Source organism: Herpetosiphon geysericola, from assembly GCF_001306135.1.
Lineage (GTDB): Bacteria > Chloroflexota > Chloroflexia > Chloroflexales > Herpetosiphonaceae > Herpetosiphon > Herpetosiphon geysericola.
Window position 1 is genome coordinate 190,487 of sequence record NZ_LGKP01000021.1, and the last position, 23,337, is coordinate 213,823.

General features: G+C 48.8%; 17 protein-coding genes and 1 tRNA gene. 7 read left to right on the forward strand and 11 right to left on the reverse strand.

Going from position 1 to position 23,337, the window contains the following annotated elements:
* Window positions 1-268: 268 nt before the first annotated feature.
* Together SE18_RS12240 and typA are read left to right on the forward strand one after the other, a co-directional pair.
* Window positions 269-775, forward strand: a complete 507-nt coding sequence (locus SE18_RS12240) for a restriction endonuclease (RefSeq protein WP_054534744.1) — start codon at window positions 269-271, stop codon at window positions 773-775.
* 294 nt (window positions 776-1,069) lie between these two features.
* Window positions 1,070-2,893 (forward strand): translational GTPase TypA, encoded by a 1,824-nt coding sequence (typA, locus tag SE18_RS12245; RefSeq protein WP_083469876.1) that lies wholly within the window; start codon window positions 1,070-1,072, stop codon window positions 2,891-2,893.
* Between the two features lie 109 nt (window positions 2,894-3,002).
* Here the strand turns inward: typA and SE18_RS12250 are convergent, their stop codons facing one another.
* From SE18_RS12250 to SE18_RS12290, 10 genes are all read right to left on the reverse strand, one after another.
* The gene (locus SE18_RS12250) at window positions 3,003-4,250 is read right to left on the reverse strand and encodes an MFS transporter (protein WP_054534746.1); all 1,248 of its coding nucleotides are present in this window, start codon (window positions 4,248-4,250) and stop codon (window positions 3,003-3,005) included.
* Between the two features lie 151 nt (window positions 4,251-4,401).
* Window positions 4,402-6,075: a M14 family metallopeptidase gene (locus tag SE18_RS12255; protein WP_054534747.1), complete on the reverse strand. Its 1,674-nt coding sequence runs from the start codon at window positions 6,073-6,075 to the stop codon at window positions 4,402-4,404.
* A gap of 138 nt (window positions 6,076-6,213) precedes the next feature.
* A complete protein-coding gene (locus tag SE18_RS12260; RefSeq protein ID WP_054534748.1) occupies window positions 6,214-6,894 on the reverse strand; it encodes a hypothetical protein in 681 nt (226 codons plus the stop codon).
* 60 nt (window positions 6,895-6,954) lie between these two features.
* Entirely contained in the window at window positions 6,955-7,815 is an 861-nt protein-coding gene (locus tag SE18_RS12265; protein ID WP_054534749.1) for a cytochrome c, read from the reverse strand.
* 59 nt (window positions 7,816-7,874) lie between these two features.
* Window positions 7,875-9,563 (reverse strand): cytochrome b, encoded by a 1,689-nt coding sequence (locus tag SE18_RS12270; protein WP_054534750.1) that lies wholly within the window; start codon window positions 9,561-9,563, stop codon window positions 7,875-7,877.
* A 27-nt stretch (window positions 9,564-9,590) separates the two neighbouring features.
* Window positions 9,591-10,310 (reverse strand): ubiquinol-cytochrome c reductase iron-sulfur subunit, encoded by a 720-nt coding sequence (locus SE18_RS12275; RefSeq protein WP_054534751.1) that lies wholly within the window; start codon window positions 10,308-10,310, stop codon window positions 9,591-9,593.
* A 231-nt stretch (window positions 10,311-10,541) separates the two neighbouring features.
* Window positions 10,542-10,991, reverse strand: a complete 450-nt coding sequence (locus tag SE18_RS12280) for a hypothetical protein (RefSeq protein ID WP_054534752.1) — start codon at window positions 10,989-10,991, stop codon at window positions 10,542-10,544.
* A gap of 343 nt (window positions 10,992-11,334) precedes the next feature.
* Window positions 11,335-13,020 carry a M3 family oligoendopeptidase gene (locus SE18_RS26750; protein ID WP_083469877.1) on the reverse strand — a complete coding sequence of 562 codons (1,686 nt, stop codon included), beginning with the start codon at window positions 13,018-13,020 and terminating at the stop codon, window positions 11,335-11,337.
* Between the two features lie 96 nt (window positions 13,021-13,116).
* Window positions 13,117-13,193 (reverse strand) — tRNA-Val (locus SE18_RS12285).
* A gap of 27 nt (window positions 13,194-13,220) precedes the next feature.
* The gene (locus tag SE18_RS12290; RefSeq protein ID WP_054534753.1) at window positions 13,221-14,600 is read right to left on the reverse strand and encodes a cytochrome P450; all 1,380 of its coding nucleotides are present in this window, start codon (window positions 14,598-14,600) and stop codon (window positions 13,221-13,223) included.
* A 221-nt stretch (window positions 14,601-14,821) separates the two neighbouring features.
* Here SE18_RS12290 and SE18_RS12295 point away from each other — a divergent pair, with 221 nt between their 5' ends.
* The 5 genes from SE18_RS12295 (at window position 14,822) to SE18_RS12315 (ending at window position 22,299) form a co-directional block, all read left to right on the forward strand.
* The gene (locus tag SE18_RS12295; protein WP_152976635.1) at window positions 14,822-15,400 is read left to right on the forward strand and encodes a hypothetical protein; all 579 of its coding nucleotides are present in this window, start codon (window positions 14,822-14,824) and stop codon (window positions 15,398-15,400) included.
* Between the two features lie 290 nt (window positions 15,401-15,690).
* On the forward strand, window positions 15,691-18,960 hold the full coding sequence (locus SE18_RS12300) for a serine/threonine protein kinase (RefSeq protein ID WP_152976636.1): 3,270 nt from the start codon (window positions 15,691-15,693) through the stop codon (window positions 18,958-18,960).
* A gap of 80 nt (window positions 18,961-19,040) precedes the next feature.
* Window positions 19,041-20,144, forward strand: coding sequence for a DUF444 family protein (locus SE18_RS12305; RefSeq protein WP_054534755.1), 1,104 nt, complete (start codon window positions 19,041-19,043; stop codon window positions 20,142-20,144).
* A gap of 201 nt (window positions 20,145-20,345) precedes the next feature.
* Entirely contained in the window at window positions 20,346-20,717 is a 372-nt protein-coding gene (locus SE18_RS12310; RefSeq protein WP_054534756.1) for a four helix bundle protein, read from the forward strand.
* A gap of 79 nt (window positions 20,718-20,796) precedes the next feature.
* The gene (locus tag SE18_RS12315; RefSeq protein ID WP_054534757.1) at window positions 20,797-22,299 is read left to right on the forward strand and encodes a SpoVR family protein; all 1,503 of its coding nucleotides are present in this window, start codon (window positions 20,797-20,799) and stop codon (window positions 22,297-22,299) included.
* A 246-nt stretch (window positions 22,300-22,545) separates the two neighbouring features.
* On the opposite strand, the gene SE18_RS12320 is transcribed toward SE18_RS12315, so the two are convergent.
* A complete protein-coding gene (locus SE18_RS12320; RefSeq protein ID WP_054534758.1) occupies window positions 22,546-23,337 on the reverse strand; it encodes a GNAT family N-acetyltransferase in 792 nt (263 codons plus the stop codon).

Below are 23,337 nucleotides of genomic sequence, written 5' to 3' on the forward strand. Positions count from 1 at the left end.
ACAGTTTGATGATCACAATTGGCAGGCAGCGTTTAACCACAAAAGCCAAGAGAACTGAAAATTATAGGTATCAAGCGAGGATTAAACACAAAAAACAAATGGACGCTTCTTTGTCGATAGGAGGTGACGAAACCAACCTATCAACCAAGAAGCGTCCATCGCCTACTATACCACCGATTGTCACATTGATCAACTAATCAATGCCGCAATCGCCATTTTTGGGTGCAGGGTGGTAAATCACGTATCTTGTTTCAGCCAAGGAGTGAGGATGAATATATTTTCAGAATCATGGAATACGATTGGCCGCTGGCTACTCATTATTTCAGCAGGAATTATTATCCTATCAATGATGGTCAGTGTACTCGAAAAATTTATTCGTCGCAGACGCTTATTACGTTCTGGCATGCTTGATGTTGATCGTATGACTGGGACACAATTTGAACATTTTCTTGGCGTAGTCTTTCGTCAATATGGCTACCAAATTGAGCATACAGGCAAAGCTGGCGATTATGGCGCGGATTTAGTCATCAAAAAAGCCCAAGCTCGCACGATCATCCAAGCTAAACGCTACAGCAAAAATGTTGGTGTTAAGGCGATTCAAGAAGCTGTCGCCGCCAAAAAAATGTACAACTGCCAAGGCGCAATCGTGATAACCAATAGCCACTACACCAAACAAGCCCAGATTTTAGCCAAAGCCAACGAGGTTGTATTGTGGGATCGTGAACGCTTACTGAAGGTTCTGCTCCAAATCAAACAACATACAAATCAGCCTTAGAACTGATAGCAAAGCAAGTGGTTAGCGGTATGCTTATTGCAGAAAAAACAGGTGCTGCCTACTTTGGTGTTGGAGACATGAAGGTAGGTCTGGGCGGTCACGGAGAGCCGCTCGGGCGGCGGGCTGGGTTAGCCCGCCGAGGTGTTTAACCGATTGGCACGGGTTGTGTTGTTGTAATTCCAGTATCACAACCAGACCTTGCGAACGAATTAACGAAACAACGTGTGGTACAATAGCCATGCTGACGTTTGAATGAGCTACCTCGGCCTGTGTGGTCGAGGTTTTTGGTGTGTTATGCAACGAACTGATTTACGCAATATCGCAATTATTGCCCACGTTGACCACGGCAAGACGACCTTGGTTGATGCCATGTTGAAGCAAAGTCGGATTTTCCGTGAAAACCAACAAGTCGCTGAACGAGTGATGGACTCCAACGCCATCGAACGCGAACGTGGGATCACGATTATGGCCAAAAATACCGCTGTTGAATACAATGGCGTGCGGATTAATATCGTCGATACTCCCGGCCACGCCGATTTCGGCGGCGAAGTCGAGCGGGTTTTGAACATGGTCGATGGCGTGTTGCTGTTGGTCGATGCGGTTGAAGGCCCGATGCCCCAAACCAAGTTCGTGCTGCGCAAAGCTCTCGAACAAGGCCATCGCGCAATTGTCGTCGTCAATAAGGTCGATCGCCCAAGCGCTCGCCCAAATTATGCCGTCAATGAAACCTTCGATTTGTTTATCGATTTGGGCGCAACCGAAGAACAAGCCGAATTCCCAATTGTGTATGCAAGCGGGATGGCCGGCACCGCAGGCCACGACCCCCACGCCATGCAAGATTCGTTGATTCCGTTATTTGAAACGATTTTGCAATATGTGCCAGCGCCTGATGTTGATGCCAATGGCCCGCCCCAATTGCTGGTCACTGCAACAATGTACGATGATTACAAAGGCAAAATCATCATTGGCCGCTTGAACAGTGGCACAATTCGCAAAGGCCAAGCGGTTGCCCACATCCCCGCCGGCAAAGACCCCAAGCCAGCCAAAGTGGTCCAAGTTTTCACCCACTATGGCATGGATCGGGTCGAAGTCGAAGAAATCACCGCTGGCGATATTGTCGCCATGACCGGAATTAACGATGCAGGCATTGGCGATACGATTGCCGACAAAGACAATCCAGTCGCTTTGCCACCAATCAAGGTCGAAGAACCAACTGTTCAGATGACCTTCGGCGTGAATACCAGCCCTTTCAGCGGGCGCGAAGGCAAATTGGTCACCTCACGCAAAATTCGCGAACGCTTATATGGCGAAACCGAGCGCGACGTGGCTTTGAAGGTCGAAGATACCGACAACGCCGATACCTTCCGCGTCAGCGGTCGCGGCGAGTTGCACTTGGCAATTTTGATCGAAAATATGCGCCGCGAAGGCTACGAGTTCCAAGTTTCCAAAGCAGAAGTGATTTATAAAGAGATTGATGGCGCACGTCACGAGCCATATGAATTGGTCGAAATCGAAGTTGATTCCGATTATCAAGGCTCGGTGGTCGAATTGATGGGCTTGCGCCGCGGCACCATGCGCGACATGAGTGTTAGCGATTCAGGCTCGGTGCAATTTGTCTATCACGTGCCAACCCGTGGTTTGTTGGGCTTCCGCCAACAATTGCTCACCGCTACCCGTGGTACAGGCATTATGAATAGCTTGTTTGCTGGCTATCAACCCTACGCTGGCGATGTGCAAACCCGCCAATTTGGCTCGTTGATTGCTTGGGAACAAGGCGTGACCAGCAGCTACGGCTTGTCGAGCGCCCAAGAACGCGGCCAGTTGTTCGTTGGCTCAGGGGTGGATGTCTACGAAGGTATGATCATTGGTCAACACATTCGTGACGAAGACCTCGAAGTCAATGCATGCAAGAAAAAGCAACTGACCAATATGCGTTCATCAGGTGCCGACGATGCCTTGCGCCTCGACGTACCACGCAACATGTCGCTCGACGATTGTATTGAATACCTCGCCGACGATGAATTGCTCGAAGTAACTCCGCTGCATTTCCGCCTTCGCAAGCGTATTCTCAACACCGACGAACGCCGCCGCGACCGCAAATGGGCCAAAAACCGCTAACTTAAGCGCAAACTCCCTTGTCCAGGTTGCTGGACAAGGGAGTTTTTGTTTGCTTAGATACATTCCCTCACCTCTATGTTCTCTGTTCTTTTTGACTTCATCGCTCAATTTAGCGATCATACAAGCGCAAACTTGGAATCCGCAAGGCAATAATAATTGCTGCCGTAACACAAATCGCGCCGCCAAATGCAATCGCTGCTGGCGCGCCAAACAGAGTCGCTGCAATTCCAGCCTCAACTTCGCCAAGCAATGGCCCGCCTTGAAAAAATAACATATTGGCCGAAGTTGCCCGCCCGCGCAATTCATCGGGAGTGTTCAATTGGCGAATCGTGCCGCGCAACACAGCGCTGACCGTATCAGCAGCCCCAGTGCCTGCCAAGCCCAAAAGCGCAATCGGTAAACTTGGCGCAAGCCCAAAGACCATAGTTGCCAGCCCATACAACACCACCGAAACCACCACGACCATGCCTTGGCGCCGCGGGTTGCCAAACCACGACATCGCTAGCGCTGCAATTAACGCTCCGGTTGCAGGCGCTGCATACATCAAGCCTAAGGCCTTTTCATCGACCTTCAAGACTTGGTCGGCAAATAGTGGCAAGAGCGTCGTTGCCGCACCACAGAAGGTCGCCACAAAATCAAGCACCATCGTCGACCAAATAATTGGCGTGCGGCTAACAAAGCGTAAACCTTCCCAAAGCGAGCCTTTGACCACAGGCTTAACCTCAGTTGGCGCATAATTGCCGCGCATTTGCCACAAGCCCAAGACCACCGCGCCATAACTGAGCGCATCGAGCAAATAGACCAAGGCAATCGAATGAGTCACAAACCAGCCGCCTAAGGCTGGGCCTGCAATATTGCCAATTTGCCACGCAATCATATTCAAGCTTAATGCTGTTGGCAGCACTTCACGCGGCACCAAACGCGGAATCAGCGCTTGGCGTGCAGGTAAATCAAAGGTTTTGGCGCTGAAAAAGATAATCATAATCCCATACAGCAACCATAAATTAATCAACTCAAACCACGATAAAACCGCCAACACCAACGATAAACCCATCAGAATGCTTTGGGTGACGATCATCAAGCGCCGTCGATCAACTCGATCAGCCAATAAGCCTGCGCGCAAGGCCAGCAAAATCAAGGGAATAAATTGAAAAAAGCCAATTAAGCCCAGAAAAATCGCCGAATTAGCCCCAGGAATTGCTTCGGCCAAACGATAAACCTGAACATGCAAAGCAACGGTGTGCATCTGCGAGCCAGCAATTGAAATTAGCTGGCCGCTCCAGAGCAGCCGATAATCGCGATGACGTAAAGCAACCAACGCCGATGGTTGGCGCGAAGTCGTTGAATCTGAAGCCATGACAAGCCCTTCATTGATGATTAAAGTGAGATATGATTATAAGCTAGTTTATGGCCAATGAATCTCATTGCAGCACTATCTTCGTTCTATTGCTGCGCAATTAAAAAAGCCGCTAACAGCCAATGCTGCTAGCGGCCAAGCAAGCAAAATTTTAGAGTTCGAGCTTGGCGCGGGCAATCCCGCCGCGTCCTCCCTGAACGGTCAATTCAAGCACTCCAGAATTGGGCACATGCACCACCCACTCGACTTTAGCGCGATCAGTGGTTGAGCCATTGCTGAATCCAAAGAATGAAACCCGCCCCGAACGGCCTTCCAAATCGCCAATCGTGGTTTTGGCTTGGCCCAGCTTGAGGCTTGCGCCTTCTGGCAATTTCAGCAGCGCCTCAAGAGGCAAAGTGGCTTTGCGTTCGCGGCCCTTTTGCGAGCCATAGCTTGGCAAATAGCCCTCATTTTGCACCACAGCCTGCAAACGATAGACGTTATCGACCAAGCTTTCAGCCTCGAAGCTGCTAATTGTGGTGAATGGCGCAATCGCGGCATGCTCCAAGGCAAATTGGGTCACTGGGGCAATTGTTTCGAGCAATTTGGCTGGCGGTGGGTTGCGGAAGGCAAACATCGGGTGCCAGCCACCAATTTCAACCGCGCCAAGCTGTGGATGCTCAAATGGAGTCCAATCGTAGAAGCACAAGCCTTCGCCATGCTCATCTACCCATTGCATAATTTTAAGATCGTCTTCTTCTGGGTGTTCCTTGAACCATTCGATGAATTTGCGATCTTTGATGCCCGCCGAACCAACCAAATCCCAAAATTCAACCGTCCAAGCAAACATACCCAAATGATCGTAGACCCAATCATCAAAGACCCCGGTAATCACATCTTTGGGATGATAGCGAAAATCGTGGTAGACCGAAACGCTTGGCCAGCCAGTAATTTCGGTGCCACGCTTGCCCAAAGCCTTGAACACATCAAGATCGTGGATGTTCATCTGATCGTCGGCGCGGTCGCCGTAGGGCCGCAACAGCACCCCAGAATAGGTGTGGTAGGTCAGGCCGCTATGAATTTCTGGGTGATCGACGATAAATTGCACCACCGCGCGAATTTCTGGCTCGGAGGTTGGATACGGCCCAGCGCCATATTGCTCAGCTTCAGGTCGCCAATCGATTGGAAAATTACGATTAATATCCAAGCCTTCGATCGAACGGCTGAGTTTGATATTGACTCCATCGTAATTTTGAATCAAGCCCTCGGGCAAAATTCGATAATAGGTGCCGCCAATTTCATAGGGCTTGCGTTTGACCATCACCCGTGGATCGTGCTCGGAAACTCGCCAATCGCCATTCGGATCGACCAAGCGCATTTGCAGAATAATCCCATCGTTGTTGATGTCCTCTTGATACAGGCCATCGACCCGCTCAGCATAGGGATAAGGCCGCACACTCGAACGCACAACATATGGCGTCGTCAAGGCTCGTTCAGCGCCATCGGGATTAAAGCGGGGCAAAATGTAGAACGTCGTGCGATCCAGCAAGCGCGTGCATTCAGGATCGTTGCCATAGCCCTTGAGCAGGGTATCGATCAAGTGCAGACCAGCCATTGCGCCAGTTACTTCGCTGGCGTGAATATTGGCATCAACCCAAAACGCTGGCTTCTCGCGGGGCGTGCCAGTTGCATCATTCGTGAGTGTCGCTAGCCATAAATCGCGGCCTTCGTAACTTTTACCAATGGATTGCAGGCTAATCAGTTGGGGATATTCGGCAGCGAAAGCTTCTAAGGCAGCCACCAACTCGTCAAAACGATAATAGCGGGTGTAATCGATCTCGGGCATGACTCCTCCATTACGAACTCTATGCAGAATATTGCATATTATGCATTATTCTACGGGCTAGATGCAAGCCCACATTAACCTAAAACCCCCTTGGATGATGAGTCATCCAAGGGGGTTTCTGCCAATAGGCGGATTTATTTAGACGGTTGCGGGTGTTTCAGCGCGTTTGCGCAAGTTCGAGCCAAGCCCACCGCCGAGGAACAAACCCCAGAGCAAACCCAAGCTCATAGCGTGCACAAACACAACCCCGCGCACTTCGTCATCCCAGCGTGGCAAGAATACAATCACCAAGAACTGGATAACTGGAATAACCATCAAGGCTACGCCTAAGCGCACAAAACCTTGCGCAACTGGTTGGCCGCGCAAGTGATTGCTAAAGCCCGTCACAATCCAAGCAATAAAGAAGAAGATTGTGGCGGTGACGACTGGCAACAAGACCAAAATATCACCAATTGCGATGCTCAATACTTTGGTCGAAGCTGGCAGCGTATTCGACAAGGCTTGGGTCCCGAAGGTCAAACCAAAGAAGGCTGCAACCATCACCACCAAGGTAACGACGAACGCAATCAAGCCACCGCGAGCAGCTTTGCCCCACAAAGCGATGGTATTGGCCAATACGGCATAGCCGATTGCACAAGCCCACAGCAAGTAGTACATGATATCTTTTTTCTCTTGCAGCGTCGTAGCAAAATCGCCAGCCATGTATGGGCCACTGCTCGTGGTCCAGATTGCGCCAAAGATGGTGTAAACCAAGGCAAATGGCACAAAAATGACTAGGTCAAGCATGCTCACGCCTATGTTATTCAACCATTTTTTCATTGAATGGCCTCCTTAGAAGGCTTTTAGGCTGGCGACAGCATGCCATCGCCAGCGCGTGCTTTACCGAGTCAAGGTCTTCAAGTAGGCGATAACTTCGAGAATTTTATCTTCGCTAAGGATCTGGCCTTGGGGTGGCATTGCCCCATACGAAGCGCCATCTTGAGGATCTGGGCCAACACCTGGGCCACCACCACCATTCGTAATCCAATCTAAAACATTTTCGTCGTTGACTGGATTGCCGTTAGGCAGGGTGGTGCCAAATGCTTTGGTACCAGTTTCGCCGAACAAGCCTGCCAAGCCAGGGCCTGTGCCGCTTGCATCGGTTTTGCTATGGCAGCTAATACAATAGACATTGAAGGTTTGCTTGCCAGCTTCGGCCACTGCATCATCTAATGGTGGCTCGTTTGGCGTTGGGGTTGGTGGCAAGCCTGCTTCAGTGGTTGCAGCCCACGATTTGGCTGAATCAAGCGCGACTGGCGAGATTGCGCCACCTTGCATCGACATGACATAGGCAGCGATGGCTTTAATTTGGTCATCGCGCATGCCTTGCAATTTCCAGGCAGGCATCGCCGTGCCAGTTTTGCCATAGGCAATAATCCCTTCGACATAGTTGCGCAACGAGCCATATTTTTTCTGAATCCCGTTTTCGCGGGTAAACGCTTCGGTGCCTGGGCCTAAGCGCCCTTGCAAATCGGAAAGCTTAGGAGCACCTTTGTTGCCTGGGCCTTGGCCTTCGCCAGCCAAGCCGTGGCAGGTGGCACAATATTGTTCGTAGTTGCGCTGCCCGAACTCCAATTGCAAAGCATCTTGGCGCAAATTCGTGGCAACCAAACGATCATTCGTTTGGCCAATCCAGATAAAGCCAAGCAAGGCAACTGTTGCGAGGGTAAACAGCAGCGAAACTGCAATGTTTTTCGTCATAGGACGTGTTTCCTTATTCGACACGGCCCACGCAGCAACGTAGGCCGTGGATAAAAAACTTAGTTTCGTGGTTCCGTATCGCCAACGTGAACAACCCCATTCCGGTTGAGGAATTTATATTGGGTATAGCGGCTCTTTTCGGGAGTTTCGACCAAATTACCATCTTTGTCGTAACCCGCCGTCGTCCATTCCATATCCAAGGTTACACGTTTTTGCAGAAGCCCATCAACTGCTGTTGAGAATTCGGCAGCATCGGTTTTTTGTTGATAGAGCCATGGCTCAATCGTCAAGGTAACCGTTGGGCGAACAAACAGCACGTCATATTCGGCCCATTTTTGCACGTCGTGTTTGAGTTCGAGCAGCATTTCTTTGAAGACTGGTGAGAGTGCTTCTGGCGCTGGGCCTTCGGCTACCCCAAATTCGCCTTCAACAAAGGCATCTTTGGTTGCATCGTAATAGACTTTATAAACGAATTTTTCTTGCGGCACTTGGTCGAATGGCACTTCCATCACGCGACCTTCGCCTTCAACTGGCACATATGAAACGGCCAATTCGTTCGAACCGACTTTTTGAATCCCGAAGGCGGGCAAGCCACCATACGAAACAACCACAAAGACGATCAACGAAACGATCCCGCCAGCAACTGCAAATTTGCGATCTTTGAAACGGCGTGAAGGGTTGCGGTCGATGTATGGCAAGAGGAACAATGCGCCGAAGATAATCCCAGCGATGCCCAAGCCCCAAACGATCTTATCGCCGAGCTTCAACATCCCTTGCAACCAGAAGAAGTACCAAGGTGCTTGGGTGTGTTGCGGGGTTTCCAAGGCGTTGGCATGGTTTTCCAGCTTGGCATCCCAGAAGAAGTTGTTGATAAAGATAAAGGTAAAGGTCAAAACCACAATCACTGCCAACTCAAAGAACACTTGGTCGGGCAAGAAAGGAATTTTGCGCTTGGTTGGTTTTTTGTTTTCAAACAATTCGTGAATTGGCGAGATTTCTTGCTTGCGCACTGCATAGTAGTGAATACTGATGAAAATAATCGTCAGCATTGGCAACATAAAGATGTGCAACAAGTAGAAGCGCAAGAGTGCGCCAGCGCCAATTTCTGCGCCCCCACGGAGCAAGCGGCCAATTGCTGGCCCAACCCCAGGTGCTGCGTCAGCCATCGACGAACCAATCGTCACCGCCCAGAACGCCAATTGGTCCCATGGCAAGAGATAGCCAGAGAACGACAACAACAGCGTCATAAAGAGCAGCAGCATGCCCGTAAACCAGATAAACTGGCGCGGAGCTTTATACGAAGCCGTAAAATAGGTTCGCAGCATGTGCAAAATCACCACTGCAACCATAAAGTGCGCGCCCAAGCGGTGAATATTCCGCATCAGGCCACCCAACGGCACGTCGTTCATAATCTTGGTCATGGTTTCGTAGGCTTCGTTGGGCGATGGCGAATAATAGATCATCAAAACGAGACCAGTAATCGCCTCAAGCACAAAGAAGAAAAACGACATCCAGCCAAGCCCCATGGTGTAATACCATGCGGTTGCTTCTTCGGATAACGAACGGGGACGAATGTGATACCAAAAACTATTCGAGTGCACCCGCATCCGTGGGTTTGGACGTGGTGCTGGCCCCCCACGCAGGGTTTCGCGCCACTCACGTGCTCCCATCGAAGGGAAGAACGAGCGGCCTACCTCGGTTAGCCAGCCACCCAAGCCCTTGCGCTTGCTTTCAGGCGATACAGCCATACGGAAACTCCTTCGTGACTGGGTAAACTAGCCGTGAGTTAGACCCGTCTTCTTTTTCCCAGTGTCTACTACCAATGCGCCATCTTCTAAAGTAATCGGAAACTGATCAAGGTTCCGTGGCGCTGGGCCAAGCACGTAATGGCTGTTACGTTCAAACGTCGAGCCATGACATGGGCAGATAAAGCGATTTTGCGAAGCTTGGAACGGAATCAAACAGCCTAGGTGGGTACATACTTGATAGATTGCAATCAAATAGCCGCCATCGCTGGTTTCGGCTCCAACCTCGTTATCGTTGGTTGAGACGATCCCGTTTTCAGCTGCACCTTTGCTTTTATCAACCTTAACAATGTAAAATTTACCAGCAGCATTTAATTCTGGTGCTTCTTCAGCGGTGTAGCTATCGCCAGCGCGGGCAAGGGTAAATTTGCCGCCAAACTGGCCTGCCTTAATCCGTGGGTAGGCAAAACCGCCGGTAACCCAGTCGGCACCACCAGTCAATTCACTGATTAACTCGTCGTCTTTGTTGGGCGCAACAATGCTGCCAAGCCCAAGTGCCGTTAACACAGCCATTGAGCCAGCCGTCGCATACGCCATAAATTCGCGCCGATTGAGTCCTAGCCGCTCGCCAACCGGCTTGCCAACTTTGGTACGCGTAACAGGGCTAACGCCTGCTTTGGCAGCCACCGCCTCTGCTTCGGCCTGCGAGACGATCCGCCGCCCTCCAGATTGTTTCGGGTTTTCAGCCATTATTCGGTTCTCCTAGCCGCCTTGGTTGTCGTTTGGATATCGTGGCAATGTCAAAAAAATACCGCGCACAGACGCTGAGGCGGGGTCACTCGGTATTGTAACACATTGCACAAAGGAGCGTCAAACGCATACCACAGCGATTTTTTGCCTTTATAAAGGCCTATTTCGCAATCCGACCATGGCAGTTTTTAGCTACTTTAGCAGTTTTTTCAGCTACTCGCCCGAGCTGCTTTACTCAACATCTGGGTCTAAATGCCACAACGAAAAGAATTCTTTGTCTTGATCAGCACGATGCACATAGACTTCGCCCAAATAGGAAATTGCGTTTGGCCGCTCACAATCGAGGCAGCGATAAATATCATACTTAAAGCGCGTGCTTACCGGATTCGAGACCGTCGCATTGACTTCATAGGCATCAGTGTTGTGGCTACCACACCAAGCACATTCCACCGGATAAACGATCACCCATAACGAGCGCCGAAAACGCCGCGGCGATTCGCGCACTTTGCGCCGCATAATTCGATCGGGCCAGCGAATATCAACCATCGCCGCCTTGCACTCTGGACAACGCCGTAGCTCATGCTGCAAGGTCACTTGCGGATTGACCACGCTAATAATTTCGCCAGCAACGACTGGCCCGCGATAGTCGCACCATAAACAGCCTTGAGGTTTATTATCCATATATCTTCCTCATTGATTAATTCAGTCTATCAATCAGTAATTATACCCATGATAGGCCGAGTGGCTAGTTATCGAATTATGAATTATGAAGGATGAGGGATGAAGTAAAAGTTAAAAGGCAGAAGACACAAATCGATAGCCAAAAGCCAATAGCCATTCGTGGAATTCGTGCAACTCGGGGCAAAAAAACAATTCTTCGTGTCCTTCGTGTCCTTCGCGGTTTCTATAGCCAATAGCCATTCGTGGAATTCGTGGCAAAAAATGTTCAGTGGCTTTGGCTAATTAAAACAAAAATCCCCTGCGCCAAATTGATTCAGCACAGGGGAATAGGCAACTAATCAAATTAATCGTGGAGGGCAGTGAGATGCTGATCAGTTAAGCGTGCCAATTCACCAACCGTTTCGCGATCGAAGGCAAATGTTGCGCCAGCTGCTGCAAACAATTGGCTCAGTGGCTTGGTGTTGCCCAAGGCCAAGGCTGATCGATATTGCGCGACTGCCTGCGCTTGATCCTGCATTGCATTACGCCAAACTTGTAGCGCGCCCAACTGGGCCAAGCCATATTCAACGTAATACAATGGTGCTTCGAAAATATGCTGTTTGCGATGCCAACCGGTGGTATGCACATCCTCCAAGCCGCTCCAATCAACGCCGCTCATAAAGCGTTCATAGAGATCCTTCCACACAGCGTCAAGCTGCTCGGCGGTCACATCTTCTGGGGCTTCAATATACACCCAGTGTTGGAAGGCATCGACGGTCGCCATATACGGCAAGAATTTGAGGGTGCTCCAAAGGTGCTCAGCGCGAGCGCGCCGAGCATCGGCTTCGCTGTAGAAGCCACCTTTGTCTTTGGCTAAATAGGGCGCTGCCAACAATTCCATCGCCATCGAGGCCACTTCGCAGAACTCGGTTGGCGCATCGTAATTCCAAATGATGTCATTGGTTGCCGATGATTCCATAAAGTGGAAGGCATGGCCACCTTCGTGCAACATCGTTTGCACATCGTCGTGAGTGCCAACCGCATTCATGAAAATGTAGGGCACTTTGGAAACAAACATACCGCCGCAATAGCCACCTGGCGCTTTGCCAGGCCGCGATGCCAAATCGAGCCAGCCATCGCGCATGCGGGTGTACTGCACACCTAGTTCTGGATCAACCTTATCGAAGATGGTTTGGCAGACGCTTTCCAGTTCATCGGCATTTTGGAACGGAGTCAAGGCTGGGCGCGATTGCGAATCGACCACAATATCCCAAGGCCGCAAGCTCTCAACGTCTAATTCTTGCTGGCGCACAGCCAACCATTTTTCAACCAGCGGCACAACTTCATGCTCAATCGCATCGTGGAAAGTGCGGCAATCGGCGGGTGTATAATCGAAGCGGCCATACAAATCCCAGACATAATCCAAATAGCTGGCTTTGTTGGCGTTGGCGGCAATCTGGCGGCGTAGCTTAAGTTGCTTAAGATAAATTTCGTTAAATGCAGCCCGATCTTGCAAGAAGCGGCTGTGATAGGCCCGCCATGCAGCTTCACGAATGCTGCGATCAGGGTCGTTCAACAGCTTAAAGACTGCTTGCATAGTCAAAGTTTCGCCTTGCCATTCAACACTCATTGCGCCCATCAGCTTGCTAAATTCAGCGCTCAAGCGATCGACTTCGGTCAGCAAGGGTACGTTTTCTTCGCGGAATAAATCGGCCTCGGCCCGAAAACGGCGTAGCATTTCTTGCATTTCGGCGGGGAAGATTGCTGCATCAAGCGCCAAAAATTTTTCTTTCAGCACTTGGCCAGCAACCTTGGATTTAGGAGTTAACTCCTCGATGGTGTAGAGATACAGCTCTTCGGCGGCTTTATCTTGGGTATTTTCGGTCATCGCGCGATAGGCACTAAAGCCAAATTCTTGCAGATGGGCCTCCAACTCGCTCCATCGGCGCAACCAAGCAGTTGCATTTTCAGCCGAAAGCTCCTCAGCGGCAAGTGCATCGTAGTAGGGATGAACTGTGGCCCAATCGCGTGGGTCAATTTTCAAACTCATGCCAGAACTCCTTGCTAGATTATTGCTACTCTCAAAGGGCCAAACCACCGCAAAACCATACACAAAAAAATCGCCCTCAACGAGGGCGATTGCGAGTGGTGGGCGGTACTGGACTCGAACCAGTGACCTCCACGATGTCAACGTGGCGCTCTAACCAACTGAGCTAACTGCCCACGCGCCCGCGTATACTACCATAGCTCTCAACTTTTTGCAAATTCAAGGCTTTGCTCTGCTGGTTGACGTTGGGCCAAGCGCACCCGCAGCCCATGCTTCACCCCAAGCGTAATTTGCGGATCATACTCGACGCGCTGGGTTGGATCAAGGGTGAAATCATAATGCTGCATCATTGTTGCCAACAGCAATTGGGCTTCCATCATGGCAAACACGTTGCCGATACACACCCGCGAGCCTGCCCCAAACGGAATATAGGCATATTTATGCCGTGCCCGTTCTTGCTCAGCGCTAAAACGTTCAGGATCGAAGCGCTCTGGTTCAGGCCAATAGCGCGGATTATGATGCATTGCATAGGGCGAAACCATGGCCGCTTGGCGTGGCGTGATCGTTTGCCCAAGCACCGTAATGTTTTCAGTTGGGATGCGCGCACTGAGGGCATAGGCTGGCGGATACATGCGCAAAGTTTCTTTGATCACCATTTCGGTATAGGGTAATTTTTGCAAATCTTGCAGCGTTACGGAGCGACCTTGCAGCACCTCGTCGACCTCTGCTTGCAAGCGTTGACGCACCTCAGGCGCTTGGCTCAGCAAGTAGCTGCACCAAGTTAAGGTATTGGCGGTCGTCTCGTGGCCAGCCAAAAATAGCGTTACCACTTCATCACGCACTTGTTGGTCGGTCATGCCTTGGCCATTGCCATCATCGATCGACAGCAATAACATCGACAATAGATCGCCAGTATCTTCGCCACTTGCGCGGCGTTCGCGAATCACGCGCTGCACCACTTGGTCGATTTGTTTGCTGGCATGCTCCAAGGCCCGATTGGCGCGGGTTGGCACCCAACGCGGCAATGGCACAGCCTGCTCGGAAATAATGGTGAAGTTAACTTGAATATCTTCCAAGGCTTGGCTAACTTGACGCACTTCTTGCTCGCTGATATCGGCATTAAACAAGGTTTTGGTCACAATCGTCAGGGTCAATTCCATCATTGCCTGATCGATATCGAGAATCGCCCCATCGTGCCAGCGTTGGAGCATGGCTTCGGTATGCGCAACCATCGTTTCAGCGTAGGCCTGAATCCGCTTCATATGAAACGCGGGCTGAACCAATTTACGCTGCTTTTGATGATCAGCGCCATCGTTGCTGAGCAAACCATTGCCCAAAAAGCGCGAAAGCAACTCGCGATCGCCAGCATTTTTGCGCACTTTATCGCGATTCGTCACCAGCAGTTCTTGAATGCCATTGGGATCATTCACTAGATAGACCCGAAACGGCCCCATCCGACAGGTTGTAAAATCGCCGTAGCTGGCCAGGTATTTGAAAAAGCCCAACGGGCCGTACTTCTGTAAATCGCGCCGACTGCCCCCAAGTCGAGTTCCTTTGGGGCCTGGCAACATCTTAACCGTCATCGACTACCTCCAACCTTGTTGAGTTATATTGTTGTTAATTTCGATTGCTATGCCGCAAAATGTATTTATGAATTCCGTTCATAAATAATACGCCATCAGCATAGCCAAAAGCAAGCAGCATTGGATGAACAATTGTTAAGAGAAATATGGTGGAGCTGACTGGAACCAAAACAATGGTTGCACGTATTAATAAAGTCGATTTCAACCAAACGGAGAATCCAATGAGTTATCGTGTTCCAACCAACAATCAGCACTTAAAACTCCAGCCCGGCGAAGAAATTCTTTGGCAAGGCCAACCAGTCCAAGGCTTTAAATTTTATCCAATTGATGTAGTCCCCATTATGTTTGGCAGCTTCTGGCTTTATTTCGGCATGACGAAGGTTATCTTTGTTGAGAATGGGGAACCGTTGCCAACGCCGATGCTCTTGATCATACTCAGCTTATTTTTTTCATTTGCAAGTTATATGATGATTGGGAGACTGTTTTTTGGTCGCTATTTGCGGCGCTATACCTTTTATACATTAACCAATCGGCGGGCAATGATTCACATCCGTTGGTTGAAGCGCGATTATCAACATAGCTACGATTTGGCGCAGCTTGATGCACTTAAACTTGATCGTCAGCCCAATGGTCAGCAAAGTATTATCTTCACTAATAAACTAGCCTTACCCCAATATTTATTTTTTGGCGTCAATAGTGGATTTGGCACTTTTTTTGAAGGCATCCCCAACGCCGAAGCGCTCTATCAGCAGATTCTTGCTCTGCAAGCACACTTAAAAAGCAAACAAATTGGCAGCTAAATCACCTCTGCTGATCAACCCAGATGGGACTTTTGCGGCACATTTGTTTCTTGACGCTGAATCTTGCGATTGCTATAATTGAAAAGCCGAAGTTGCAACGGCGCTTCCTCTTTCACCATCCTCTGGCAGCGACCATTCACAAATTTCATCAACCTGCCAGAACAATCGCCGTCCTTTGGTGTTGGCTCATTTTCAGTCGGCTTTGTGCGTTCCTCGGTATCTATCGGCGGACCCCACCCCTCCGTCGTCGCTCTGTTCCCGCCACGTGGCGGTGATGTAGGAGGCCAACTATGACGACTCCCTCCGGCTCGCAACTGATGTCCTTGCTGAGTACCTTACAAGACCAGCAAAACTATCAGAATCTCCATTGGGTTGGCTCTTTTCAGGATTATTTGGATATTGTGACCAGTAATCCAAAAGTCACCCGCAATGCCTTCCAACGAATTTACGACATGATTATGTCGTATGGAATGGAAGAATTTATCGATGCCAAAAAGAAGTTAATTCGTTATAACTTCTTTACCACCAACGAATTCGACGAGCAAGATGCCATCTTTGGCTTGGAAATCCCATTAATGCGCTTGGTTAATTTCTTCAAGGCTGCTGCCCATGGCTATGGCACGGAAAAACGGGTGCTGCTGCTGCATGGCCCGGTCGGTTCAGCCAAATCAACCATCGCTCGCCGCCTAAAACGTGGCCTCGAACGCTATTCGCGCAGTGAGGATGGTGCGCTGTATACCTTCGATTGGTTTTTGGGCGATATTGAAGATCTCGATGCTGGCGAGGTGAAGGATGCTGATTGGGACCCCTGCCCAATGCACGAAGATCCGTTGCACTTGATTCCGCTCGAAATGCGCGAAGCATTTTTAAAGGAATTCAACGCCAATCTCGAACCAGACGAACAGATTACAATTACTGGCGACCTTGACCCTTCGTGCCGCTATAATTTCCGCGATTTGATGCGGCGTTACAATGGCGATTTTGCCAAAGTGCTGCGCCATGTCCGCGTCCGCCGTTTCGTTTTCTCCGAACAAGATCGGGTTGGCATTGGCACATTTCAACCAAAGGATGAAAAGAATCAAGATAGCACTGAATTAACTGGCGATATTAATTATCGTAAGATTGCAATCTATGGTTCTGATAGTGATCCACGCGCTTTCAGCTTCGATGGTGAATTTAATATTGCTAATCGTGGCATTATTGAATTTGTTGAAATGCTTAAGCTCGACACCGCATTTTTATACGATTTACTTGGTGCTTCGCAAGAACATCGGATTAAATCCAAGAAGTTCGCCCAAACACATATCGATGAAGTTATCGTTGGGCACAGCGTTGCAGGTAATACACCAATTCCCTATCGTTACAATGGCGTACCAGGCTGGACAACGCTAGAACAGCTTTGTGCTCGATTTAACGCCGATAGTAGCGGCTTGGAAGTGCTTGCGTTTGATTTCAACCGTGCAGCCACAACTTGGACTCCCGTTAAAACCATTTTCCGCCATCGGTTCAGCGGCAACATGCTAACCACCTCGCAAAAATGGGGAGTTGTCGAAACCACACCGAACCATTCGATCTACTCTCGCTCAGGTCAAACTTTCTTCCCTGAAGAGGGCCTAGAATTGGCGGCAGTCCGTTGGCTTGATGATGTTTGGATTAAACCAGAGGCTCAATGGCAGCCAATCGATGTAATTCAAGATATCGATGGCTTTATTCGCGATGATGTGGTGCGGTTTGCGAATGGTGGCAAGTTAACCAAGCCATGCCAACCAGGCTGGGCACGGCTTAATTTACCGCGTCATGCAACCCAAATTAAAGCAATTTATGACCCACAACACGATCAACAAGCGCTCAAAGACCTGATTACAGTAATGGTTTGGTATGCAACTGAAGGCCATATCAACGGGCGTAATGGTGGAATCGTAATCAGCCAAAACGATCGTGATGAATTAGAGCGCGTGCGCCAAGCCTATGCCAATATCACAACCGCTCATGGCTCAATCGATGCTGGCGCAAAAACCGATAACTGCTGGCGTTTGTATCTCAGCTCGCAAGCAATTGCGGCGTTGGTTAAATATCATTGTGGCGAACATTCCGAATTCAAGCGCTTGCCCGACTTCTTATTCAATTTACCCAAGCTGTATCAACAACATGCCTTTGAAGAATTAATGCGCACCGATGGCTCACGCAAAATAGCCCGCGCTGTTGGTGAAGTATGCAGCGATGAATATCGCGACACCTTTTTTGAATACAAAACCCTTTCGTCGTTGCTAGCAACCCAAGTTGGAACTTTAGCAACCTTGCTTGGCCACGATTACAGCGTTTATCGGCTTGAACGCGAGGATCGCACGCCAGCTTATCGCGTGCGCTTTGTTTCTGGCTCAGGCAAACGTGGTGGCCGTCACAACCGCTTTGAAAACCGCTTAACCACCCGACCAGTTGTCGATGAATGGGTTTATGACATTGAATGCGAAGGGATTCATAACTTCGTCTGCGGTTTAGGCAATGTGGTTTGTCACAATACAAATGAACCAGAATTCCGTAAGCTTGAAAATAATGAGTTTATGGAAGCATTAAAAGACCGTACTGTCCGAATCGATATTCCTTACATTACGCGTTTGCGTGATGAAATTCGAATTTACGAAAAGGATTTCAATTCGGAGAATGTTCGCGTGCATATTGCACCGCATACGATCGAAGTTGCAGCCATGTGGGCAATTTTAACCCGGCTTGAAGAACCAAAACGCGCAAACTTAACCTTATTACAAAAGATGAAGCTTTACAATGGCAAATCGTTGCCAGGCTTCACTGAGGATAATATCAAAGAATTGCGCAAGGAATCACGGCGTGAAGGGATGGAAGGCATCTCACCTCGCTATATCCAAGACAAAATTAGCAATGCCTTGGTTAATTATCAAAGTGATGGTGGAATCAATCCATTTATGGTGATGAATGAGCTAGAAAGTGGCCTCAAAACCCATTCATTAATCACCAATGAAGAAGATCGCAAACGCTATCGCGAACTCTTGGCAATTGTTAAAGAAGAATATGCCGATATTGTCAAAAATGAGGTCCAGCGCGCAATTTCTGCCGATGAGGAGGCAATTAAGCGCTTATGTGCCAACTATATCGACAATATCAAAGCCTACACGCAACGCGAAAAAGTGCGTAATAAATTTACTGGAGCCTATGAAGAGCCAGATGAACGGCTAATGCGCTCGATCGAAGAAAAGATCGATATTCCCGATAATCGTAAGGATGATTTCCGGCGAGAAATTATGAATTACATCGGAGCATTAGCAATCGAAGGCAAGACGTTTGATTATCGCACCAACGAACGACTTCATCGAGCCTTAGAGCTTAAACTCTTTGAGGATCAAAAAGACAGCATCAAACTGACTAGTTTGGTTTCCAGTGTTGTCGATAAAGATACGCAAGAAAAAATCGATGTCGTCAAAACGCGCTTAATTCGCGATTTTGGCTATAACGATCAAAGTGCTACCGATGTGCTGAATTATGTTGCGAGCATTTTTGCTCGTGGCGATGCTACTCAGCGCAAGTAGGCTCGGACAAAGCGAGCGGATTCAATGGTGCATCCGCTCGCTTGCGTGCGTTCCTTCCACTAACAATCAACGGTGAGCCTATGCAACGAGTTGAACGTGATCTTAATCGCTTCCGCCAAATTGTGCGGGGCAAAATTAAAAAAGATCTCCGCAAATATATTTCTCATGGCGAGATGATTGGGCGCCAAGGCAAACGCTTAGTCTCTATCCCAGTGCCATCAATCGATTTACCCCGCTTTCGCTTTGGCAAAAATCAAGGTGGCGTTGGCCAAGGCGAGGGCGAAAACGGCGATCCAATCGGGCGTGGCGATGGCTCGCAGCCAGGCGCAGGTGAGGCAGGCGAAGATTCAGGCCAACATTCGCTTGATGTCGAGATGACCATCGAAGAACTGGCCCAATTGTTGGGCGAAGAACTGCAATTGCCCAATATTCAGCCCAAAGGCAGCAAGAATATTATCTCGCAAAAGGATAAATATTCGGGCATTACCAAAGTTGGGCCAAATTCGCTGCGCCACTTCAAACGCTCCTTCCGCGAAGCCCTCAAACGCCAAGTCGCCTCTGGCCAGTACGATCCCGATGATCCGGTGGTGGTGCCGATCCGCGACGATATGCGCTTTCGAACCTGGAAAACCACCGAAATGCCCGAAAGCAACGCCGTCATTATCTACAGCATGGATGTTTCTGGCTCGATGGGTCAGGAGCAAAAAGAGCTGGTGCGGGTAACTGCATTTTGGATCGAAACCTGGCTGCGTTCCCAATACAAGCATCTTGAAATGCGCTACATCGTGCACGACGCAGCAGCCAAAGAAGTGACCCAAGACGTTTTCTATCGGATTCGCGAAGGCGGTGGAACCAAAATTTCCTCGGCCTATCGCTTGGTCTTGAAACTAATTGAGGAGCACTATTCGCCCGCTGAATGGAATATTTACCCGTTCCATTTTTCCGATGGCGATAACTGGGGCGGCGGCGACACCCGCGAGTGCGTTGAACTATTGCGCAACCAGATTTTGCCCAAAGTTAACCTTTTCTGTTATGGCCAAGTGCGTTCGTTGTATGGATCAGGGCGTTTTGCCCATGATCTGAACGAAAATTTTCGAGCCAACGAAACCATGGTCGTTTCAGAAATTGCCGACCGCGACGATATTTACAATGCAATCAAAGCCTTTTTAGGCAAAGGAAAATAGCAAGTCAAAAGGCAGAAGTCAAAAATCAAAATCCAACTATATATGCTTCAATCAAATATTTAAGCTATATAGTTGGATTATCCAAATCCCAGCAAGCTAGTTAGAGAAGGTAGGATTCAAAAATCAAAATACGAATATGCATAATTGATTAATCTAACTATCTTTGTGCATATTCGTATTTACAATCGAAGAGAGGCAAGCATGGAGCGGCAAGATTTACAAGCACGCACGAAACAGTTTGCTTTGCACATTATTCAATTAGTTAATCTTATTCCCAATTCATTAGCGGGTCGAGTTTTAGCCCAGCAAATTTTGCGTTCAGGAACTTCGGTTGGTGCCAACTATGGCGAGGCTTGTCGTGCTCGCTCCACAGCTGAATTCATTTCAAAGACCAATATCGGCTTACAAGAGCTAGAGGAAACACGTTATTGGCTTGAATTACTCCAAGAATCAGCATTATTGAATCATAATCAATGTAATCATCTGATTGACGAAGTTAATCAACTAATTGCTATTTTTGTTACCGTTATTAAACGAAAAAAACAGCATACAAATCTCAATACTTCTTCATAGATTGATTACTTCGTTTTATGTCTGAATCTTAGCTTCTGACTTTTGATTTTTGCCTTCTGACTTCCAAAGAGAGGTTTTTATGCCACTCAGCAACAACGATTTACCGCTTAATCTCCAAAAAGCGTGGGAGCAAATCGATGGTCATGCCAAGCGTTATGGCCTCGATTATTATCCAATTGTCTACCAAATCCTTGATTATAATACATTGTATGAAGTTGCTGCCATGGGTGGTTTTCCGCGACGCTACCCACATTGGCGCTTTGGAATGGAATATGATCAATTAATCAAGGGCCATGTGTATGGATTAAGCATCATTTATGAAATGGTGATTAATACCAACCCAGTCTATGCCTATTTGCTCGAAGGCAATATGATTGTTGATCAGAAAACGGTTATGGCGCACGTTGCAGGCCATGCCGATTTCTTCAAAAACAACATGTGGTTTGCGCCAACCAATCGTAAAATGCTTGACGTGATGGCAAATCATGCTGGGCGTGTGCAACGCTACATTGATCGCTATGGCTACGAAGCTGTTGAAGCATTTATTGATACTTGTTTATCTATCGAAAATTTGATCGATTATCACTCGCCGTATATTAATCGTCCCGAAGCCCAAACCAGCCAGCCAATCGTCGAAGATGATGATATTGAAGTAGCCGAAGGTTTACCGTTCGAACGTGCGTATATGAAGGATTTTATTAATCCACCGGAGTTTCTGCATCAGCAACGCGAAAAATTAGTAGAAGAACAGCAAAAAATGCGTAAATTCCCCGAGAATCCGCAGAAAGATGTGCTGTTGTTTTTGATGAATTACGCGCCACTTGAGCGTTGGCAGCATAATATTCTGGAAATTGTGCGCGACGAAGCCTATTATTTTGCGCCCCAAGGCATGACCAAAATTATCAACGAAGGTTGGGCGAGCTTTTGGCATAGCCGAATTATGACCACCCATGCCGCCGAAACTTCGGAAATCGTCGATTTTGCCGATCATCATGCGGGGATTGTGGCGGCGCATCCTGGGCGCTTAAATCCCTATCGCTTGGGGTTGTTGCTGCTGCGCGACATCGAAGATCGCTGGAATCGCGGGCGTTTTGGCAAGGATTGGGAGCAATGCGACGATATGCGCGAAAAGCGCGAATGGGATCTGAAGCTTGGCAAGGGCTTGGAAAAAGTCTTTGAGGTACGGCGCTTCCACAACGATATTACCTTTCTCGACGAATTTCTTACGCCCGAGTTTTGCGTTGAAAATAAGTTATTTACCTTCAAACACAACAACGATACAGATTTGTATGAGATTGTTAATCGCGATTTTGGCGCGATCAAATCGCAGTTGCTTAGCGGCTTGACCAACTTTGGCCAGCCCTATATCTACGTTGAGGATGCCAATTACAACAATCGCGGCGAATTGTATCTACGCCATCGCCATGAAGGCAACGATTTGCGCTTGGATTATGCGCGCGACACGCTCAAACATATTCATACAATCTGGACGCGTCCGGTGAATCTTGAAACGGTGCTTGAGGATAAAAAACGCTTGTTGACCTTTGATGGCAAGGAATATAGCGAACGGCGGCTTGAGTAATCAAGCCAAGCTTCAATCTATTAACGTTTCGCCACCCTTCCGTCCCTCCGCCGGAGGGAAACGCAGGGGGTTTTCATCCCCCTGCACCCCCAAATATTTGTCTGCTGGATTGTTGATATGCTTCTCATTTTAAATTGCATAGCACTAGGCTAATTTTGGAGCATTTGAAATACCAAATCATGTTCCGTTAGCCCATAGCCACAGCCAAGAGCCATTATTCCTCTGCATTAAATTAATGGCTTTTGATTAGGCTTTTTGCTCTAACAACACCTCGCTATAATCAGCAACCCAGCGAAAGCCCAAATTTTCGTAGGTTTTGATTGCAGCATGATTCGCGCTATGCACATTCAGGCCAATATGCTTGATCTCGTGGCGCAGGCTTTGGCAAAGCTTGGCGGTTACTTGCTTGGCCAAGCCTTGGCCGCGATAGGCTGGATGGGTCGTGATATTGCCCAACGCTGCCACCCGATAACTCGGCGAATAGACATGAATCCCAGCGATGCTGATTAATTGATCATCCTGCCAAATGCCATAACAACAGCCAGTTTCGAGCATGCGCGGGTCGAAGGCGTTATCGGGATAGGCCGCAGCATATAGCTGATTAATCGCTGGCAAATCGGCGCTGCTCAACTGCACAACCTTGCGCTCAAATCGTAGCTGATCAAACTTGGCAAAATCGCACAAGATCATTTTATGGTGCAGGCCATGATCGTGCAGTTGATAGCGGTCGGCCAAACCTTCAGCAATGCCTGGCGAGAAGTGGCAATAGATTTTTGCTGGTAATAATGGCCGCAGCGCCGCCGCCAATTGAGCAGAATATTGCTGATGCTGATCATCAAACATCAGCCAAATTGGCATACTATGGCCAAGGTAAACCAAACCAATTTGCAAAATCTTGCCAGCTTCCTCAAGCCCATACCAAAGCGTCGAAGGCCAGAAGAACGCATCCAAATCGCCAATTTGATAGATATTGAGATCAGCATTTTGGCTCAGCCATGCTGCAATTTTTTCCCGTTCGTGCAGGGCAATCAAACGCAT

Excerpts from the sequence above, each read along its gene's own strand:
- SE18_RS12240 (WP_054534744.1), top strand. The coding sequence starts at position 269 with ATGAATATATTTTCAGAATCATGGAATACGATTGGCCGCTGGCTACTC.
- typA (WP_083469876.1), top strand. The coding sequence starts at position 1,070 with ATGCAACGAACTGATTTACGCAATATCGCAATTATTGCCCACGTTGAC.
- SE18_RS12250 (WP_054534746.1), bottom strand. The coding sequence starts at position 4,250 with ATGGCTTCAGATTCAACGACTTCGCGCCAACCATCGGCGTTGGTTGCT.
- SE18_RS12255 (WP_054534747.1), bottom strand. The coding sequence starts at position 6,075 with ATGCCCGAGATCGATTACACCCGCTATTATCGTTTTGACGAGTTGGTG.
- SE18_RS12260 (WP_054534748.1), bottom strand. The coding sequence starts at position 6,894 with ATGAAAAAATGGTTGAATAACATAGGCGTGAGCATGCTTGACCTAGTC.
- SE18_RS12265 (WP_054534749.1), bottom strand. The coding sequence starts at position 7,815 with ATGACGAAAAACATTGCAGTTTCGCTGCTGTTTACCCTCGCAACAGTT.
- SE18_RS12270 (WP_054534750.1), bottom strand. The coding sequence starts at position 9,563 with ATGGCTGTATCGCCTGAAAGCAAGCGCAAGGGCTTGGGTGGCTGGCTA.
- SE18_RS12275 (WP_054534751.1), bottom strand. The coding sequence starts at position 10,310 with ATGGCTGAAAACCCGAAACAATCTGGAGGGCGGCGGATCGTCTCGCAG.
- SE18_RS12280 (WP_054534752.1), bottom strand. The coding sequence starts at position 10,991 with ATGGATAATAAACCTCAAGGCTGTTTATGGTGCGACTATCGCGGGCCA.
- SE18_RS26750 (WP_083469877.1), bottom strand. The coding sequence starts at position 13,020 with ATGAGTTTGAAAATTGACCCACGCGATTGGGCCACAGTTCATCCCTAC.
- SE18_RS12290 (WP_054534753.1), bottom strand. The coding sequence starts at position 14,600 with ATGACGGTTAAGATGTTGCCAGGCCCCAAAGGAACTCGACTTGGGGGC.
- SE18_RS12295 (WP_152976635.1), top strand. The coding sequence starts at position 14,822 with ATGAGTTATCGTGTTCCAACCAACAATCAGCACTTAAAACTCCAGCCC.
- SE18_RS12300 (WP_152976636.1), top strand. The coding sequence starts at position 15,691 with ATGACGACTCCCTCCGGCTCGCAACTGATGTCCTTGCTGAGTACCTTA.
- SE18_RS12305 (WP_054534755.1), top strand. The coding sequence starts at position 19,041 with ATGCAACGAGTTGAACGTGATCTTAATCGCTTCCGCCAAATTGTGCGG.
- SE18_RS12310 (WP_054534756.1), top strand. The coding sequence starts at position 20,346 with ATGGAGCGGCAAGATTTACAAGCACGCACGAAACAGTTTGCTTTGCAC.
- SE18_RS12315 (WP_054534757.1), top strand. The coding sequence starts at position 20,797 with ATGCCACTCAGCAACAACGATTTACCGCTTAATCTCCAAAAAGCGTGG.
- SE18_RS12320 (WP_054534758.1), bottom strand. The coding sequence starts at position 23,337 with ATGCGTTTGATTGCCCTGCACGAACGGGAAAAAATTGCAGCATGGCTG.